The organism is Burkholderia sp. FW306-1C-G01B, from assembly GCF_058781685.1.
Genome location: NZ_JBYSWZ010000002.1, coordinates 292,475 through 309,290, shown reverse-complemented (window position 1 = coordinate 309,290; position 16,816 = coordinate 292,475). Strand labels below are relative to the sequence as shown.

The window sequence follows — 16,816 nt, the reverse complement described above, 5'->3', positions numbered from 1 at the left end:
CGTGTGCGGTATCGGGCACGGGCGCGGCACGAGCTGCCGCGCCCGTGCCTGCTTTCCGCGACGGTTACGCGCGACGTGACGGTGCGTGCCCGCGCCACCGCACATAATTCGGCCACCTTCACATTCGTGCCACGTTGCGGTAGCAACAATCGCAGGCAGACATTCGACAATCTTGCGGCGCATCCCGCGACCGCAAGCCTTTTCCGAGGAAACGCCATGCTCAAGACGCTCGCCCGCGCTGCTGTCGCACTCGCCGTCGCTTCCGCCTCGCTGCCCGCCACCGCGCAGACCAGCTACGACTACCTGTTGCTCGCCGCGTCGTGGGAGCCCGGTTTCTGCGCGTCGCACGACACACCCGAATGCACGAACCTCGCCGGCTCGTATGCGGCGACGAGCCTGTCGCTGCATGGCCTGTGGCCGAACCGGTACGACGGCAACCAGCCGTTCTACTGCGGCGTGCCGCAGAACGACGTCGACCTCGACAACGCGCATCAGTGGTGCAGCATGGATGCCTACCCGATCAGCAGCGCGACCCGCAACACGTTGTCGACGTACATGCCGGGCGTTGCATCGTGTCTCGACAAGCACGAGTGGTTCAAGCACGGCACCTGCTCGAATTCAGCGTCGCCCGATGCGTACTGGAACGAGGCGGCAGGCATGATCGGCCGGCTCGGCAACACGTCGTTCAATGCATACCTGCAGGCGAACGCGGGCAAGACGGTCACGCGTAACCAGTTGCTGTCCGCATTCGAAGGCGCGTTCGGCAGCAATACGCGCAGCGCGGTGTCGCTGAAGTGCACGAAGACCAATGGCGTCAGCTATTTCACCGAAGCGTGGATCGCGGTGAAGACGAATGCGACCACGCAGTTCCCGAGCGCCGCGTCGCTCGTGACGGACGGCAATACGCAGGGCACGTGCCCGACGTCGGGTGTGTTTATCGCGAAGTAAGGGGGAGGGCGGCCGGCGTGCGCGGCATCGCGCACGTCGTCGCCCGTCATGGCTTCGGCGGGATGCGCGATCACCGCAGCCGGGCCGGTTCCTGCGCGTCGAACGGGTGCTCGTGGTCGTCGACCGTGTCGGGCTGCGCATGCTACGGCGCCGCCCCATGCGGCATCCGCGACGCGCTGCTGGCCGGTGGTCAGTACCGCCAGCAGCGCGCTCCACGCGACGAACAACCGGGTCCGTTATCCGAGCAGCCGCAATGCGTCCGCGAGCGACAGCACCGTCGTGCGCGATTCGAACGCGGTGGAGAACAGATGCTCGTGGACGATCGGGTCCGGGTCGTAACAGCAGTCCTTGACCGTATACAGGCGGAAGTCCGCGTCGCTCGCGTAGGCGATCGACGACAGCATCACGCCGGTCGACGCGATGCCGACCATGATCAGCGAATCGACGCCTTGCGCGACCAGCCGCGCCTGCAGATCGGTGCCGAAGAATACGCTCGCGCGGTGCGCGACGATCTGCGGTTCGTCGGGCTGCCGGCCCAGCTCCGGGCACGTGCCGTCGTCGACGAACAGGCCGAGCTGCTTGATGCCTTGGCCGTTCTTGTTGCGCGGGCTGACTTCCGGATAGCCGGGGCTGAACCGGAGGTTCGCGAACCAGACGCCGACGCCGCCGGCTCGCGCCGCGTCGCACAGCTTGCGCGTATTGGCGAGCAATTCGGGTGCGACCGACGGAAAGAGTCCCAGGATGTCGGTCTGGTAATGCATGACGAGCAGCGCGGTTTGCGACGGATTGATGGCGGGAACCGGTGCGGAAGCGCTGCCGCCGGGGTTCGCGTGGGCCGCCATTGCGACATTCGATACGTTGTCCGGATTCATGCGTGATGTTCTCCTCCAGTAACCGCTGCGGGGTTTCAGAAAATCGATCGTTCCGTATACGTCGTCAACCACTCCAGCGCCAGCGTGATTGGATTCCGGAATATAAACCCGGATGTGGTTTCTTTGGTACCGAGCGGGCGGGTGAACGCTACGCTGCATTGGGTGTCGGGGATCGGCCAGAAACGGTCGCTCGACGCTGCAGCCTGGATCGCCGACAATTGGACGCCGATAGTCCATTCGAACGTCACTATGAACGCTAGGAGTTCTCGCTTCTTTATCACCGGCTGTACTGAGGAGCCTGTTTTTGTCCTGGATGGTATCGCTTCGGAATGGTTGTTCGTTTCAAAATTCTGGCAAAGGGTAAACACCTTGCTTGGAACAATGTTCGATCAGTTCGAAGAGGAAGTAGCCGAGCCCGCGACACTCAGCCAAATCGCGTGTGAGCTGACACATCAAATTTGCGATCTTGAGGAGCGGAAAGACGAGATTATTAGCTTCGTCTACAGATGGACACCACACGGGGAAGTCTATGTTCTGGAGACACGTCGAGCGACCCTTATCTCGCAGTTGGAAACAGTCCGTGACTTCCTTTTCCAGGCCGCAAAAAATGATGAGGTACTCGAATTGAGTCTTTAGGGAGATCAGCTGGCAAATGGCTTGCATCTCCGGACGCAGCAAAGTTTCTTGATATCGGCGTGACCAATGTTAGGTGGCGGCATTATCCGCTTCGGGTTGGTAACGGTCGACCCTCGAACGGGTAAGCGTAGGCAGTGGCGTAGGTTTGTGCACCGAGCCTTGTCAGATAACGCGCAGGTACTGCTGCATCATTGGGGTGACGGGTGCAGGTGCTGCGGCGGGTTGCGTGCTCATGTGACCGGGAAAAGTTGCTTTGGCTGCTCGAGTTTACCAGCGGCCAGAACGGGATCGGTCGAAGTTCACCATCCCGCCAGTTGTCGGCGGCGATGGCGAGCGGCAGCTACCGGCCGAGGCTGTGTCAAAACGTGCGCGGCTGCAGGTCAGCGGAGAAAGCTACCCACCAGAACGCTCTGTATCGGCGTCGTGGCACTTCGGGAGGGGTAAAGTGATACCCGAAAACCGAGGAATTTCGCGTTTTGACACAGCCTCGGCCAGGAGCGGCCGGTCGACAAGAGTGCGTGAATCGTCGACAATCCGAGCAACCAGCCTAGTTCTTAATGCCGACAACAAAGGCGGCCCATCCCGCGGACCATCAATAAAACACTCTCGCAAATGCTGTTTAACAAAAGACCCGAATTTCGACGCCGACCGCCGAGTCCGTATCGCGAAGGAAGTCTGGTCAATCGTGCGACCATGCTGTTCTCGTGGCTAGGTCGGGGAATATTCGGTCTCTTGAGCGTTGTTTTGTTACTCGCGACGGCAGTGGCAGCGCCTGGAGCGGACTTGCCAACATCGAAGAAAGGGTGGTTCGCATTGGCTGCCATCATCGGTGGTGGCGTCCTTATTTGTATTGTTGTAGTTCGCTGGCTGCACCTTCCGGTTACTCAGAAAAGGTAATATTGCTTTTTTGCATAGAGACGCTTGCGAGGGATGCTGGACCTCATGAGGCTGAGTGCGGCCAGTAGCAGTCGGTCGACGTCGAGCCGTCGATTGCTAACAATTTCGCTGTTTCCGGCGATTGAGCGCGTCGTTTTGGTCACTGTGCGGCTCCCGCCTCGGGCATCGTCCGGCATAATCAGGCTCTACATTACGACGCGCGTCGAACAGATCATCCGCCGACGCATGGGACAGTTCAAAACCAGGCAACGGGGGAAGAATGCCGCTGAGTGAAATTCGAGACTCGATCAAAATTCAACTTCTTGAGAAAGTGAGAAGGCACGAATTCGGGCGGTATCTATTCAAGGCAAGCCTTGGGCGCATTCGTGGTTTTTCGGGAGAGGACATCACGTTCGACTTCCCGGTAACCGCCCTTATCGGTCCAAATGGCAGCGGAAAATCGGCAGTACTTGGTGCGGCTGGATGCGCATACAAGCCGATCAAGCCAGGAACCTTTTTTCCCAAGAGCACAGTCGGCGACGAATCAATGTCGGGCTGGAGCGTTGAGTATGAGCTTGTCGACAAGCAGATAAACACACGTCAACTCGTAAAGAGAAATTCCAGCTTCCGCCAAGCAAAGTGGGTGCGCAGAGACGTTGCCGACCGAGAGGTACTTTTTTTTGGCATTGAGCGGACCGTACCAGCGGGCGAAAAAACGCGCTACAAAGCGTTGATGCGCTCGACATACATCCATCGCCCACCTCTTGAGCCTCTTAATGCAGACGTTGCAACACAAGTTGAACATATCCTCGGAAAGTCAGTACAGGACTATCGCATAACGAAGTACGGCTTTGATGACACTTTCTTAGTCGGTCGATTCGGGGTTAACAACTACTCAGAGTTTCATTTTGGCGCTGGAGAATCTTCTGTAATCCGTATGGTGTCACGTATTGAAAACGCCCCGGAGAACAGCCTGATATTGATCGAAGAAATTGAAAATGGTCTGCACCCAGTTGCGACTCGCCGAATGGTCGAATACCTCATCGATGTTGCCGAACGGAAGTCGATCCAGACGATCTTTACTACGCACAGCGACTATGCTCTGTCGCCGTTACCAAATGAGGCAATCTGGGCGAGCATCGATGGCAAGCTGAGGCAGGGCAAACTCTCTGTTGAAGCACTGCGAGCGGTCTCGGGCAGGGTCGATAAGAAGCTTGCCGTCTTTGTCGAGGATGAGTTCGCGAAATGCTGGGTCGATACGATTCTGCGCGAAATGCTGGGCGCCGACTACGATCAAATCGAAGTCCATGCGGTTCATGGAGACGGAAACGCTGTGAAAACTCATCGTTCCCACATGCATAATCCGGCGATTGATTTTAGATCGCTCTGTGTGATCGATGGCGACTCCGCTCAACAAGAGGACTCGGACGCGAAAGTAATACGCCTCCCTGGCGGTCAACCAGAATTGTCCGTTTTTGATGCAATTCGCGGTAGCCTGGATGAGAATCTAGCGATTCTTACTGTGTCGTGTCAAAGAGCGCCAGAAGCGCAAGAGCTGGTTCGGCGCTCAATAGATGAGGTTTCCCGAACGAATAGAGATCCGCACTTACTATTTAATCAGGTCGGCATCAAGATCGGCTTTGTGCCAGAAGCGACCGTGCGGGGTGCATTTTTAGTTCTTTGGGTGCGCTCTCATCTCGACTTTTGCAACGAACTCGCAACGAAAGCGAAGCAGCTTATCGACTCGTAGCGGTTGTCCTCCATGTCGTACGTGCAAATGGCCAACGGCCGCTTTGGGGCGGAGCGAGGGACCGCTATCCGATCATCGGACTAATCAGATACTAGGGGAATCCAATGACCAGAGCCGTGATCGAAAGCGTAATCAACGAATTCCTTGACAGCAAAAAGCCAGAAATTCTCGCGATCAGTGGCAAGTGGGGCGTAGGGAAAACGTATGCCCTGCAGGAAATGGTCAAGGCCTATAAAGGCGAGAATTCTCTGGCCTGGTACTCGTACGTTTCGGCGTTCGGGGCAAAATCGATCGGCGACCTTCGTTCGATGATCCTGGTCAAGGCGAGACCGTTCCCCGTTAAGAAAGGCAGAGTGGGCGACGCTGTCGAGGAAGCCGAAGCAGTCTTTGCAAAGGGGCGCGGAGGTGCCATCTACAAGGCGGCAATGGCCTTGCTGGAGAGGGTCCCGTACGGTGGAAAGCACGTAACGGTTTTGCTCGAAACAGTCGCGACTTCGCTCATTCGCAAGACGGTCGTATGTATTGACGACATCGAGCGCCTTGGCTTAGGAATCGCGATGGATGAACTGATGGGCCTCGTATCCGAACTCAAAGTTGAGTCGCAATGCAAGATCATCCTGCTGTTCAACGAAGCCCAGCTAGGAGAGCGAGCGAAGCAGTACGAGCAAGCCAGCGAAAAGGTCGTGGACAAGAAACTGGCGTTCGTGACGACCGCGAGCGAAGCTCTCGACCTCGGTCTGCCTGCTGATACACCGCTGCGAGAATACGTGGTTCCCTGTGTCGAACGGCTCGGCATCAGCAATATTCGCACCGTCCAGAGGATCGCGAACGGACTTCGAACTATCCATAGTGTCATCCCCAACTGCTCAGGCGCGGTTAAACAGCAAGCTGCCATTGCGGTGGCGGTATTTGCTGGGGCCTTGTATGAGGGAGGAATTGGCTTTCCGAATCCTGAAGAGGTCGTCAGCTGGAATTGGTATTCCCACGCTATGGGCGTGGGTAAGGACACTATCGAGGAGTCGTGGCGTGACAAACTGCACGCGTGTGGATTTTTAGCATGTGACGAGTTCGACACCGAAGTGCTGTCCATATTGAAGAATGGCTACGTGCACGGATCGGAGCTTGCAAGGTATGCCAACGAGTTAGATGAGGTTGCAGACCGAGCAAGGCTGGAAGGCATCTTCACTGAGGTGTGGAATACGTTTCACGACAGGATCGACGGAACAGCCGACGAATTAATGCGTAAATTTGTCAGCGCTGTCGAAGTCGCAGCGACAGTGATATCGCCGCTCAATCTGAATAACACGGTTAAGCTTCTTCGTGAACTCGGTTTTAGCGCCGAAGCGGACGAAGTGATCGAGAAGTATGTGGAATTAAATGCGAGCCGTACCGGCCTGTTCAAAATTGACGATTCACCCTGGAGTAAAGATATAGACGACGAGGGGCTCAGGCAACGATTCGCGAAGGTGATGGCGGAAGAGGAGGGCCCACTCGATCTGGCAACCGTGGCGGCACTGCTGCTTGAAGACGGGCGTTGGGACGACAGGATGCAGGAAACCTTGTTGAACGCATCGCCGGATGACTTCGTTGCTCTGTTAAAGGAAAACCAGGGTGAGGCTATGCAGAAGCTGATCGATTCTCTATATCGTGTAGCGAATTTTCGCGGAGCCGAAACAGCGCCAATTGCGGTCACGGTAAGCACTGCGCTAGATAAAATCGCGAATGAGTCGAGGCTCAACGAGATTCGCGCAAAGCGCTGGCGCAGGTAACAGCCTATGTCGAAGAAAAGGCTCATCAAGGGTTTGATACCGACCAATGACTGCTTTCGAGAAATCTGGATGTCGCTTTCGGGTCGGGTTGAGCCAGTCGCAGTCCGCCGGGACTGCGGCCGGCCGGGTCCGGCCAGAAGCGGTCCTTCGACTTCGACGCCCAGATCGTCCACAATCGGCATCGCACATTCTCGCCTGAACCGCCATGACCATGTACACGCCCACGCTACGCCTAATCGACCGCCAGTCGTCGAACGACATAGAACGTCTGCAAGCTGTGCTCGAAGGTGCTCCAGGCTATAGCCTTGCCGTGGAAGGCAAGCTGCCCCCTCCGAACGCCGCCATCGAGGTACTTGATGCGCTACCGCCCGGCAAAAGCCACTCGGACAAATTCGTCTACGAAATCTCTCACGATGTCGAGGCGGTTGGATGTATGGAAATGGTGCGGGGCTATCCAGAGGTCGACATCGCTTTCATCGGCCTGCTGTTGTTCCGGGAAAGTTCGCAGGGACGGGGCTTTGGCCCGCAGGTTCTGCGTCTCGCCGAAGCAATCGGAATGGGCTGGCAATGTCGCGCATTACGCATTGCAGTCATCGATACAAATCCGAGAGCGTTCGAATTCTGGAAACGCGAAGGCTTCATTGAGTTGCTTCGCAAACCAGCGATGGATTTCGCCGCCCAAGCAATCGTGATGGAGCGTGCGCTACCGGCCGCAATATTTATCTAAGGCAGCTCATTGTCCCATTGAGTTCGATACATCGCGTCTGTTCGTTATCGGCATCAGTCGGCCACAACCAGCCACTCGTGCGCTGCGACGCAACGGCACTTAAACGTCCGCTTCGGAGCGGATAACGGTTGTACTCCGTCGACGGGTTTGAATGCACCGCTCCGTTGTCGCACTCAGGTATCGGAAGGCGGTCACTGCACCCACAACCAACAACACGACGGAAGCGATTAGCGCCTGCTCCATGCCGCGCATGAATGCGATCATCTCGGTATGGCGAACCAAGAAGCCGAACAACGCTACGCCCATCACGCCTCCGACCTGGCGGGCCGCGTTCAGCAAACCGGACGCAATACCCGATTGCGCACTGCATACCGCAGCAAGCATCGCATCGGTAATGGTCGGTATCGTCAGGGCGATGCCGCTGCCAGCCAGCAGCATGGGCAACGCGAGCAGCCAGTGGGACTGCGCGGCAAGCGCCGGCAGCATCGCCAGATAACCGACAGCAGAAATCAGCATGCCGGCCGTTGCCAGTGTGCGTGCGCTGATCCGGCTCGCCAGTCGCCCGGCGACGACATTAACGATCATGAGAATACCCATCATCGGCATGAACGCAACGCCCGTGCGTACGGGCGTCATATGCCAGCCCCACTGAAAGAGCAGGCTCAATGTAAAGACGATGCCGTAGAAGACGAGATTCGCGATCATGCCGATCACGGTCGTGCTGCGAACCGTCCTGTCCTGCCACAATGCGAGCGGTAGCATTGCGGCGGGATTGCCCGCTTGCAACCGGATGAATGCGATGCCCGATGACACGCACAGCGCGAATGCGCCGAGAATGACCGGATTCCCCCAACCCAGGGTGCTGGCTTCAGTCAACGCGAACGTGAGCGCAGCCAGTGTTAGGGCGCCCGTCAGTTGCCCGGGAACATCCAGGTTGCGGCCGCGTTGTGGGCTGGTGTCGGGCGCAAAGCGCCACGTCATCCAGATGCCGGCGACGCCGAGGGGCACGTTCACCAAGAAGATGCTGCGCCATCCGAGTGCAGCGACAAGCAATCCACCGATCACCGGGCCGGCGGCCAGCGCGATGCCGCCGCCTGCTCCCCACCATCCGATTGCCCGGCTGCGCGCCGCAGTGTCCTGAAATGCCAATCGCAGGATGACGAGCGAATTCGGAACCAGCAGTGACGCGCCCACACCCTGGACAAGACGCCAGGCGATCAGTTCCGGCAGGGACCACGCAATGCCGCAGCCGATCGACGCAAACGTAAAGATTGCGTAGCCGACCATGAAGGCGCGCTTTGCTCCGAACCGGTCGCCGAGCGCCCCCGCCAACAGCAGCGACGACGCGAAGACGAGAGCATACGCATTAACGACCCATTGCAGACCCGTGATGTCTGCTCGGAAGGCGGATCGCAACGCGTCGAGCGCGACATTGACGACGCTGACGTCGACCAGCACGACGACGAAACCGAGGCATGTCGCGATCTGAACCAGTCCAGGATGGAGTTTTGAGGGTGTCTGCATTGGCGATCCTTCGAATTTGGAAGGTGCAGCGTAAAGGATCGCCCTCTGTGCGGATATTCCGTAAAATCGCACATCAACCCGGAGAAAATGCACTGATGTTCGACTGGGAAAACCTTCGCTTCTTCGTCGCCATCGCACAATCGGGCAGCCTCTCGGCAGCAGCCCGGCGGCTGAAGGTCGACCACGCAACGGTCAGCCGACGCTTGAGCGCACTCGAAGCCGAGTTGAACATGCGCCTCGTCGATCGGTTGCCACGCGCCTGTCGACTGACCGCCACGGGCAGGCAGATTCTCGGGTTCGCCGCGAAGATGGAGGAGGACGCCTTCGCCATCGAACGGCTGGCACTGGCAGAGCAGGCGCCCATGCAGGGTACAGTGACGATTAGCACGCCGCCGGTCCTCGCGAATAATCTCTTCGCGAACCACCTGCATGCGTTCGCGCAATCGCATCCCGGCATTCGGTTGGCGATCGCCAGTCAAGCGCAAAGCGTGTCGCTGGGGCGTCGCGAAGCAGACATCGCGGTGCGCTTGTTTCGTCCCGAGGAGCCACGAAGCGTCATCCGCAAACTCGGCGAAATGTCCTTTGGGCTATATGCAAGCCGTGAATACGTGCAGGCGTCGGAATCGGACAATTGGGCATTCATCGGCTATGAAGCGCAATACGCAGAGATGCCGCATCAGAAGTGGCTTCAGTCGATCGCTCAAGGTCGCCGAATCGTCTGCGAGGTGAGTGATATCACCACACAGCAGGCGGCCGCCCGCACGGGAGTTGGTGTTGCAGGCCTGCCGGTGTTCATGGGCGATTGTGATCCCGCACTGCAGCGCCTGCCATTCGACGGTGAGCCTTTCCATCGCGAAATCTGGCTGGTTGTGCACCCCGATCTGAGGTATTCCGCGATGATTCGCGCGGTCATTGACTTCATCGTGGACGTTGTCCGTAAGACATTCGAGCCGATTGCCGAATCGTAACGCCATTCAACGCTCGCAAACTTGGGCGTAGGCGTCCGATATGCATGCTCGAGTGGACATTCTTTGCGTGAATTCACGATTGCCCGGATAGGGTCGGCTGCCACCGATCACGATCAACGACAACCACTGAATCGATGCAGGGCCGGTATGGCGCACCGGGGTCAATAGCACGTGATTGCGGCGCTATCCGCGTTTGCGCAGCGGCTCGAGTAAGCCTCTCAGGCCGTTATGGTCAATTTCGTGCATCAGCGCGAGCTGCCGGCCGAGCTCGCCCCGGGGGAACCCTTCGCGGGCCAACCAATTGAGGTAATGCCCGGGTAGATCGGCGATGAGTCGGCCTTTGTATTTTCCGAAGGGCATGGTGACGGTGACAAGGCATTCAAGGTCTGGAACTCGCATGCGGTATTGTGCACGGCTTTCCGCTCTCGTACGCCCGTCACGACGCTCTCACCGTGTGCCGACCGATCCACGACGACTGAAACCGGCCGGGCCTAACGGTAGGAATGCCCCATCGTTGATTTCTAGTGGCGAGAGGCGATCGGCTTCTGGGCTCACGTGTGGCGGCATGCGGCCAAAATCCAACGCTCGGCCGGATTGTCATAACGACCGGCCACGCCGGAATAGCAGCCAAAGCGATAAATAACCGTCAGCCGGCATTGATCGACGCTCGCCAGCGCCGAGGCGGGGAGAGCGCTGCGGATTGCCCGCCTTGAGCGCGGCATCGGCCGGTGACCTTCGTTGGCTGTCGGCTTCCCGGTCTACGAATGAATGGTTTCGCCGCGATTCAGCATGTCGATGAACTCTTCGATCTTGCGCACCCGTGTTGCGGGCATTTTGGCGTTCTGTATCCGAAACAGGATGGCGTAGCGGTTTCGGCCGTTCAGCGTCGCAAAGAACGCGCTGGCCTTGGGATTGGCATCCAGTGCGGCCTGCAGGTCGTCCGGCACGACCGAGTTGCTGGCGGACGTATAGGCAGCCTCCCAGCGGCCATCCTGTTTGGCTTTCTCGATTTCCCGCATGCCCGAAGGCAGCATTCTGCCTGCGGCGATCAGCGCTTCGGCCCGGTCTTTGTTGAGCCTGGACCAGATGCTTTTTGCGGAGCGTCGAGTGAAGCGTTGCAACCAGTATGCTTCGCTTTCAGTTTGCTTTTGACCGTCGATCCAGCCATGACAAAGGGCACTTTCCAGCGCCTGTTCGTAAGTCAAGGTGGGTTGCCCGGCGCCTTTTTTGGCAAGACGCAGCCATATCCCGGTCGAGGTCTCGCCGTTTTGCGTCAACCAGCCTTCCCATTCGTTCTGGTCACGGAATGTCAGACGAGGCTCAGTCATGGTGCGATCCGAATGGTTGCATTCAGGCTATCGGCAATTCAACGCGTATTCCGTCGGCGGGAAGATGGAGGTCTTGCCTGGCGGGGCGTCCAGTTGACCGGTTCTTCCCCGCCTCAAAAAATCGACCTTCCCGTATAAGTTGTCAACCACTCCAATGCCAACGTCCCCGCGCTCCGTGTATATAAATCGATGGTGGCCGGATCAGGGTATCGCACCACTGGTGTATGGTGTCAGCTGCCGAGGTGCCTGAACGCACGCGCTTGGGGAAGATAAGTCGCATGTAATTGCTTCGGCACCGCCTGGATGGGTGAGCGGCACGCCTCCTGTGGCCTTCGCGATTGGCCACAAGAGGCCGCGCGCTGACGTGTCGGGATTGTCAACAATGCGGCGGAATCGATAAGAAAGAGATTGGAACGAAAGCAGTACGGTCAGGGGGCGTTCGCGACCTTTGCCGCTGTAACGGTCACCTCAACCAGCCAGCCCGGTTCGACAAGTCCAACTACCTGTGCGCGAGTCCGGACCGGCAGATTCGGTTGCACTGCCGAGCCAAAATATTGAGCATAGACGCTCGAAAAACCCTCGTAGTTTGGGGTGCCGCCGTTCGCGGGATCAGCGACAAACAGCGCTTGCACGGCAATCACATCTCCCAATGCATACCCTTTTCCTTCGAGGATTCGCTGGATTTGATCCAGCACACTTTTAGTTTGCGTTTGTATATCACCGAAATAGTCTATCGTGTGCGGCTCGGTATCGGGATTCGACGGCAGTGCGCCTACTCCGCTCAACGTAATGATTGTCGCGCCTGAAGGGATCTCGATCGCTTCCGAAAATTCACGTGCCCAAGATTCTTCCAGATACGCGGGGGTGCGGTACCGCACAATGTTGACGCTCATCAGAGGCTCCAGAGGTAAGGCTGACGGTCCTGGTGCCGTCAGTTGAATTGCCTTTCCGTGACGTACATCTGCCACTTGCGACGAGCCTGCTCGTTGTCGATTCGGATATCGAGGCTGTGTCGATAGATAATGATACGAACGCACCGATGATCAAAAAAGTGAATTAATTCGATAAAATCGTTCGACAGTATCGATCGATGCTGCTACGCCGGCCTGAGCTCGCTGGGAGACATATGGAACTGCGCCACCTTCGCTATTTTCTGGCCATTGTCGAACTCAACAACCTTTCCCGTGCGGCCGAAACAATGTGCGTCGCACAATCCACGCTATCGCACGCCCTTCGGCAACTCGAAGAGGATTTAGGGATTGCGCTGTTCGATCGAGTAGGGCGTGGCATTCGGCTCACGCAGGCCGGCCGGGTTTTCCATGACTACGCCGCACGCACGTGCAATGAAACGATGCGAGCGAGACGTGCGCTGCAGGAACTGAGCGAGCTCAACGCGGGAATCTTTACCTTGGGTGCGATCCCGATATTTCCGCTGTCTTTTTTGCCTCGAGCTGTCTCGTCCTTCAATCAGCAGTACCCGAAGGTCCGGATCGTAGTTGAGGATCTACTCGCAACTGAGCTTGAGGAAAAACTGGCACTCGGGACACTCGATCTCGGTCTGGCCTTCCATCCAGCTTCGCGGGACGATGTCGAATCGGAGTATCTCTTCACGGAGCGACTTGTCCTTGCTGTCGGCCATAGCCACCCTTTCGCACAGAAGCGTCGGGTCCAATGGAAAACACTCGATTCAGTTCCTCTTGCACTGCTGACACCAAAATTCTCGACGCGCATCCTAATCGAAGAGGCGTTCAAAACTGCCGGCATCCAACCGAGGGTAGTCGTAGAAATGGGTACCACGGAGTCGCTTCTGGCAGTTGCCGCGGAAGGGCAACTTGCAACTATCGTTCCGGAGCGTGCCGGTTCCGGCTTCGAACGCATCAACTTGGTACCCGTAACGCATCCGGAGTTGTCTCGAAATATCGGTTTGTTATGGCCGAAAGGAACGGGGCGAACCCGTGCCGCAACTACTTTTGCAGACGTGCTGAAAGCTGCGTCTGCGAATCTGCGGCGCTGCTAGAAAATGTGATCCGTGGCCGAATCAATTTGGCTTGCGACAATTCGTACGTGATAACGCTGTGCCACCACGGCTCAGCACGCTCCGATACCCGGACAATGCAACGGCGCCTTTCATGCACATGTCGAATGACCAATACTGGGCCAGCGATATGACTGGTTCGGGTTGATCGCCGCCAAAGGACGAATTTCCAATTCCGTGTGCTGGTGCTTGCTGAACCAACCTGCCGCCATTGCAAATGGTTGAGTTGCGTTCGACCGTGACACCTCAAAAAATCGACCGCCCCGAATAGGTAGTCAACCATTCCAAAGCCCTGGTCCCCGCCAGCGAGTTCCCATTAGCATCGAGCCCCGGCGCCCACACGCACACGGCCATCTCGCCGGGCAGCACCGCGACGATTCCGCCGCCGACGCCGCTTTTCGCGGGCAGCCCGACGCGATACACGAAATCGCCGGCTGCATCGTAGGTGCCGCAGGTCAGCATCAGCGCCGACAGCCGCTTCGCGGAACTCGAATCGACGATCCGCTCGCCGGTCACCGGCGCGACGCCGCCGTTCGCGAGGAACAGCGCGGCGCGCGCCAGCTCGACGCAGTTCATCGTGATCGCGCACTGGCGGCAATACGCGTCGATCACCGTGTCGGGCGGCATCTGCATGTTGCCGAAGCTCGCCATGAAATGCGCCATCGCGCGGTTGCGCTCCGCGTGCTGCAGTTCCGACAGCGCGACGCGCGAATCGTAGTCGATATCGGTCGCGCCGATCAGCCGCCGCACGAATTCGACGAGCGCCGTCTCGGCCTTCACAAAGCGGCGGCACAGCACGTCGGTGACGACCAGCGCGCCGGCGTTGATGAACGGATTGCGCGGCTTGCCGCGCTCGCTTTCTAGCTGCACCAGCGAATTGAACGCGGTGCCGGACGGCTCGCGGCCGACCCGCTCCCACAGCGCATCTCCTAGCAGCTGGAACGCGAGCGTGCACGCGAACAGCTTCGAGATGCTCTGGATCGAGAAGCGCTCGTACGCGTCGCCGACCGTGTAAACGTTTCCGTCGAGCGTCACGACGGCCATCCCGAACTTGTCGGCGGGGATTTTCGCGAGTTCGGGAATGTAGTCGGCGACCCGTCCCTGGCCGATCCAGGGGGAGAGTTCGGTGTGGATGCGATCGAGGATGGTCTGGTAATTCATCACGTCAGGCAGGATAGATGCGTGGCCGGGATTCCGGCGAGCCCGTATGGAACCGTCCCGGCGCCGATTCGTCAAGCGCGACCGGCATCGCGCCCTTATTTTTGAGACAGGCAAACGGGCAATCGGCGGGCGCAGTATCATGCGGTACGTTTCGGCCGATGGCCGGCGTCGGGAATGACCGGCGCCGCCGCGGCCTCCTCGATGACCCAACCGTTGCCCATGTCTTTTCGCATCCTGCTCGTCGAAGACGACACCCGCCTGTCCACGCTGATCGCCGGCTACCTGCGCAAGAACGACTATGAAGTCGACACTGTGCTGCATGGTGATGCCGCGGTGCCGGCGATCCTGTCCATTCGTCCCGATCTCGTCATTCTCGACGTGAACCTGCCGGGCAAGGACGGCTTCGAAATCTGCCGCGAGGCGCGCAAGCAGTACGACGGCGTGATCATCATGGTGACGGCGCGCGACGAGCCGTTCGACGAATTGCTGGGCCTGGAATTCGGCGCGGACGACTACGTGCACAAGCCGGTCGAGCCGCGCATCCTGCTCGCGCGGATCAAGGCGCAGCTTCGCCGCGCGCCCGCGCGCACGGTCGAGAGCGCCGCGTCGCAGCCCGAGCGCTACGCGTTCGGCAAGTTCTCGATCGACCGCACCGACCGCACCGTCGTGCTGCCCGACGGCAGCACGCCCGATCTGACGTCGGCCGAATTCGACCTGCTGTGGGCGCTGGTGTGCCATGCGGGCGAAGTCGTCAGCCGCGACGATCTGATGCTGCAGTTGCGCGGCGTCGAATTCGACGGCCTCGACCGCACGATCGACGGGCGCATTTCGAAGCTGCGCCGCAAGCTGCGCGACGACGCGAGCAACCCGCAGCGGATCAAGACGATCCGCAGCAAGGGTTATCAATTCAGCAAGCACGCGTGGGAATGACGCCGCCGTCAGGCGACGTCGTCACATTCCGCGCGGGCAATCCGCCCGCCAGCCGGGAGCCGCGATGATCCGACGAACCCGTTCGCACCCCGATGCACTGCCGTTGTCGACGCTGCGCTATGTCCGATGGCGCTGGCTGCATTTCCGTCGCGCGTGGACCGATACGCGCGCCGACCGCATTCCGAGCTGGTCGCGCCTTTACGTGCGCACCTACCTGCATCTGCTCGGCCTCGTGCTGCTGACCGCGCTCGTGCCGGCGCTCGCGCTGTGCGTCGAATTGTCGCCGCAGGTCGTGTGGCATGCGTTCGACGCGCTGCCGGGCGATATCTGGATCGTGCTCGCGTTCGTGTTCGCCGCGCCCGCGCTCGCCGCGTACCGGTGGATGCGGCCGGTCTGGTCGGATCTCGTGATGGTGCGCGAACGCGCGATCGATTTCACGGGCGGGCGCTTCAACACGCGCGCACGCGAATCGCACAGTGTGATCATCGGCCCGCTCGCGCGGACGCTGAACGCGCTCGCGATGCGGATGGAGCGGCTGATCGCCGCGCAGCGCGATCTCACGAACGGCATCTCGCACGAGCTGCGCACGCCGCTCGCACGCGTGCGCTTCGCGCTTGAGATGCTGCGCGAGCCTGCTTCCGCTGCCGAATACCAAGGCGCGCTCGAGAGCATCGCGCAGGACGTGACCGAGCTCGAGGAATTGATCGACATGAGCCTCACGTTCGCGAGGCTCGAATACAGCTCGCTACAGTCGAACCTCGAGATGACCGCGCCCGTCGCGTGGTTCGAGCACCAGGTCAACGACGCGCAGTTGCTGTATCCGGAGTGCACGATCGAGTCGCGCGTCGCGCTCGAGTCGAACCTGCGCGTTAAGATGGACCGGCGGCTGATGTCGTACGCGATGCGCAACCTGCTGCGCAACGCGAGCAAGTATGCGCACTCGCGGATCGTCGTCGGCATCGCGATGGAGCACGGCAACATCGGGATCTTCGTCGAGGACGACGGCCCCGGCGTGCCGGAGCAGGAGCGCGAACGGATCTTCGACGCGTTCGTGCGCCTCGACCGCCGCACCGGCGGCTACGGGCTCGGCCTGTCGATCACGCGGCAGGTGCTCCACGCGCACAACGGCCGGATCGCGGTCGTCGATCCGGTCGAGCTCGGCGGCGCGCGCTTCGAGATCAGCTGGCCTGTCTAGCGATACGCCGCGCGAGGCCCGTCCCTCAACGGCAATGACGGCCACGCGCGGCGGTTTCGGGCGCATCGTCGGCATTCCCTGCGTTGCGTTTCCCGCA

15 protein-coding genes are annotated in these 16,816 nt (G+C 59.3%); 9 read left to right on the top strand and 6 right to left on the bottom strand.

Annotated elements, in window-relative coordinates:
* Positions 1–216 precede the first annotated feature (216 nt).
* The gene (locus tag AC3WLY_RS05685) at positions 217–948 is read left to right on the top strand and encodes a ribonuclease T2 (protein ID WP_425133021.1); all 732 of its coding nucleotides are present in this window, start codon (positions 217–219) and stop codon (positions 946–948) included.
* Positions 949–1,184: 236 nt separating this feature from the next.
* On the opposite strand, the gene AC3WLY_RS05680 is transcribed toward AC3WLY_RS05685, so the two are convergent.
* Entirely contained in the window at positions 1,185–1,820 is a 636-nt protein-coding gene (locus AC3WLY_RS05680) for a cysteine hydrolase family protein (RefSeq protein ID WP_175959648.1), read from the bottom strand.
* Positions 1,821–1,961: 141 nt separating this feature from the next.
* On the opposite strand from AC3WLY_RS05680, the gene AC3WLY_RS05675 reads away from it, so the two are divergent.
* The 4 genes from AC3WLY_RS05675 (at position 1,962) to AC3WLY_RS05660 (ending at position 7,578) form a co-directional block, all read left to right on the top strand.
* The gene (locus AC3WLY_RS05675; RefSeq protein WP_492308121.1) at positions 1,962–2,456 is read left to right on the top strand and encodes a hypothetical protein; all 495 of its coding nucleotides are present in this window, start codon (positions 1,962–1,964) and stop codon (positions 2,454–2,456) included.
* Positions 2,457–3,612: 1,156 nt separating this feature from the next.
* Complete coding sequence (locus AC3WLY_RS05670; protein ID WP_492308122.1) at positions 3,613–5,082, top strand: ATP-dependent nuclease; 1,470 nt, start codon at positions 3,613–3,615, stop codon at positions 5,080–5,082.
* 104 nt (positions 5,083–5,186) lie between these two features.
* Complete coding sequence (locus tag AC3WLY_RS05665) at positions 5,187–6,851, top strand: P-loop NTPase fold protein (protein ID WP_492308123.1); 1,665 nt, start codon at positions 5,187–5,189, stop codon at positions 6,849–6,851.
* 205 nt (positions 6,852–7,056) lie between these two features.
* On the top strand, positions 7,057–7,578 hold the full coding sequence (locus AC3WLY_RS05660) for a GNAT family N-acetyltransferase (RefSeq protein ID WP_239483213.1): 522 nt from the start codon (positions 7,057–7,059) through the stop codon (positions 7,576–7,578).
* Positions 7,579–7,677: 99 nt separating this feature from the next.
* Here AC3WLY_RS05660 and AC3WLY_RS05655 read toward each other — a convergent pair whose 3' ends face one another.
* Positions 7,678–9,102: an MFS transporter gene (locus AC3WLY_RS05655; RefSeq protein WP_492308124.1), complete on the bottom strand. Its 1,425-nt coding sequence runs from the start codon at positions 9,100–9,102 to the stop codon at positions 7,678–7,680.
* Between the two features lie 95 nt (positions 9,103–9,197).
* On the opposite strand from AC3WLY_RS05655, the gene AC3WLY_RS05650 reads away from it, so the two are divergent.
* Positions 9,198–10,070, top strand: a complete 873-nt coding sequence (locus tag AC3WLY_RS05650; RefSeq protein WP_175959646.1) for a LysR family transcriptional regulator — start codon at positions 9,198–9,200, stop codon at positions 10,068–10,070.
* Between the two features lie 183 nt (positions 10,071–10,253).
* On the opposite strand, the gene AC3WLY_RS05645 is transcribed toward AC3WLY_RS05650, so the two are convergent.
* The 3 genes from AC3WLY_RS05645 to AC3WLY_RS05635 all read right to left on the bottom strand — a co-directional run bounded on the left by AC3WLY_RS05645 (position 10,254) and on the right by AC3WLY_RS05635 (position 12,291).
* Positions 10,254–10,469, bottom strand: a complete 216-nt coding sequence (locus AC3WLY_RS05645) for a DUF3820 family protein (RefSeq protein ID WP_310132627.1) — start codon at positions 10,467–10,469, stop codon at positions 10,254–10,256.
* A 359-nt stretch (positions 10,470–10,828) separates the two neighbouring features.
* Positions 10,829–11,398, bottom strand: a complete 570-nt coding sequence (locus AC3WLY_RS05640; RefSeq protein WP_492308125.1) for a YdeI/OmpD-associated family protein — start codon at positions 11,396–11,398, stop codon at positions 10,829–10,831.
* A 428-nt stretch (positions 11,399–11,826) separates the two neighbouring features.
* Complete coding sequence (locus AC3WLY_RS05635; RefSeq protein ID WP_492308126.1) at positions 11,827–12,291, bottom strand: Rid family hydrolase; 465 nt, start codon at positions 12,289–12,291, stop codon at positions 11,827–11,829.
* Positions 12,292–12,524: 233 nt separating this feature from the next.
* Between AC3WLY_RS05635 and AC3WLY_RS05630 the strand changes: the two genes are divergently transcribed.
* Positions 12,525–13,415, top strand: a complete 891-nt coding sequence (locus tag AC3WLY_RS05630) for a LysR substrate-binding domain-containing protein (RefSeq protein ID WP_492308127.1) — start codon at positions 12,525–12,527, stop codon at positions 13,413–13,415.
* Between the two features lie 264 nt (positions 13,416–13,679).
* On the opposite strand, the gene AC3WLY_RS05625 is transcribed toward AC3WLY_RS05630, so the two are convergent.
* Positions 13,680–14,594, bottom strand: coding sequence for a glutaminase (locus tag AC3WLY_RS05625; protein WP_492308128.1), 915 nt, complete (start codon positions 14,592–14,594; stop codon positions 13,680–13,682).
* Between the two features lie 219 nt (positions 14,595–14,813).
* Here AC3WLY_RS05625 and AC3WLY_RS05620 point away from each other — a divergent pair, with 219 nt between their 5' ends.
* Together AC3WLY_RS05620 and AC3WLY_RS05615 are read left to right on the top strand one after the other, a co-directional pair.
* A complete protein-coding gene (locus AC3WLY_RS05620; RefSeq protein ID WP_072444290.1) occupies positions 14,814–15,524 on the top strand; it encodes a response regulator in 711 nt (236 codons plus the stop codon).
* A 64-nt stretch (positions 15,525–15,588) separates the two neighbouring features.
* Positions 15,589–16,719: an ATP-binding protein gene (locus AC3WLY_RS05615; protein ID WP_492308129.1), complete on the top strand. Its 1,131-nt coding sequence runs from the start codon at positions 15,589–15,591 to the stop codon at positions 16,717–16,719.
* The last annotated feature ends 97 nt before the right edge of the window (positions 16,720–16,816 follow it).

Bases quoted from the DNA above. Each gene is read 5' to 3' on its own strand.
- AC3WLY_RS05685 (WP_425133021.1), top strand. From the start codon at position 217: ATGCTCAAGACGCTCGCCCGCGCTGCTGTCGCACTCGCCGTCGCTTCC.
- AC3WLY_RS05680 (WP_175959648.1), bottom strand. From the start codon at position 1,820: ATGAATCCGGACAACGTATCGAATGTCGCAATGGCGGCCCACGCGAAC.
- AC3WLY_RS05670 (WP_492308122.1), top strand. From the start codon at position 3,613: ATGCCGCTGAGTGAAATTCGAGACTCGATCAAAATTCAACTTCTTGAG.
- AC3WLY_RS05665 (WP_492308123.1), top strand. From the start codon at position 5,187: ATGACCAGAGCCGTGATCGAAAGCGTAATCAACGAATTCCTTGACAGC.
- AC3WLY_RS05660 (WP_239483213.1), top strand. From the start codon at position 7,057: ATGACCATGTACACGCCCACGCTACGCCTAATCGACCGCCAGTCGTCG.
- AC3WLY_RS05655 (WP_492308124.1), bottom strand. From the start codon at position 9,102: ATGCAGACACCCTCAAAACTCCATCCTGGACTGGTTCAGATCGCGACA.
- AC3WLY_RS05650 (WP_175959646.1), top strand. From the start codon at position 9,198: ATGTTCGACTGGGAAAACCTTCGCTTCTTCGTCGCCATCGCACAATCG.
- AC3WLY_RS05645 (WP_310132627.1), bottom strand. From the start codon at position 10,469: ATGCGAGTTCCAGACCTTGAATGCCTTGTCACCGTCACCATGCCCTTC.
- AC3WLY_RS05640 (WP_492308125.1), bottom strand. From the start codon at position 11,398: ATGACTGAGCCTCGTCTGACATTCCGTGACCAGAACGAATGGGAAGGC.
- AC3WLY_RS05635 (WP_492308126.1), bottom strand. From the start codon at position 12,291: ATGAGCGTCAACATTGTGCGGTACCGCACCCCCGCGTATCTGGAAGAA.
- AC3WLY_RS05630 (WP_492308127.1), top strand. From the start codon at position 12,525: ATGGAACTGCGCCACCTTCGCTATTTTCTGGCCATTGTCGAACTCAAC.
- AC3WLY_RS05625 (WP_492308128.1), bottom strand. From the start codon at position 14,594: ATGAATTACCAGACCATCCTCGATCGCATCCACACCGAACTCTCCCCC.
- AC3WLY_RS05620 (WP_072444290.1), top strand. From the start codon at position 14,814: ATGTCTTTTCGCATCCTGCTCGTCGAAGACGACACCCGCCTGTCCACG.
- AC3WLY_RS05615 (WP_492308129.1), top strand. From the start codon at position 15,589: ATGATCCGACGAACCCGTTCGCACCCCGATGCACTGCCGTTGTCGACG.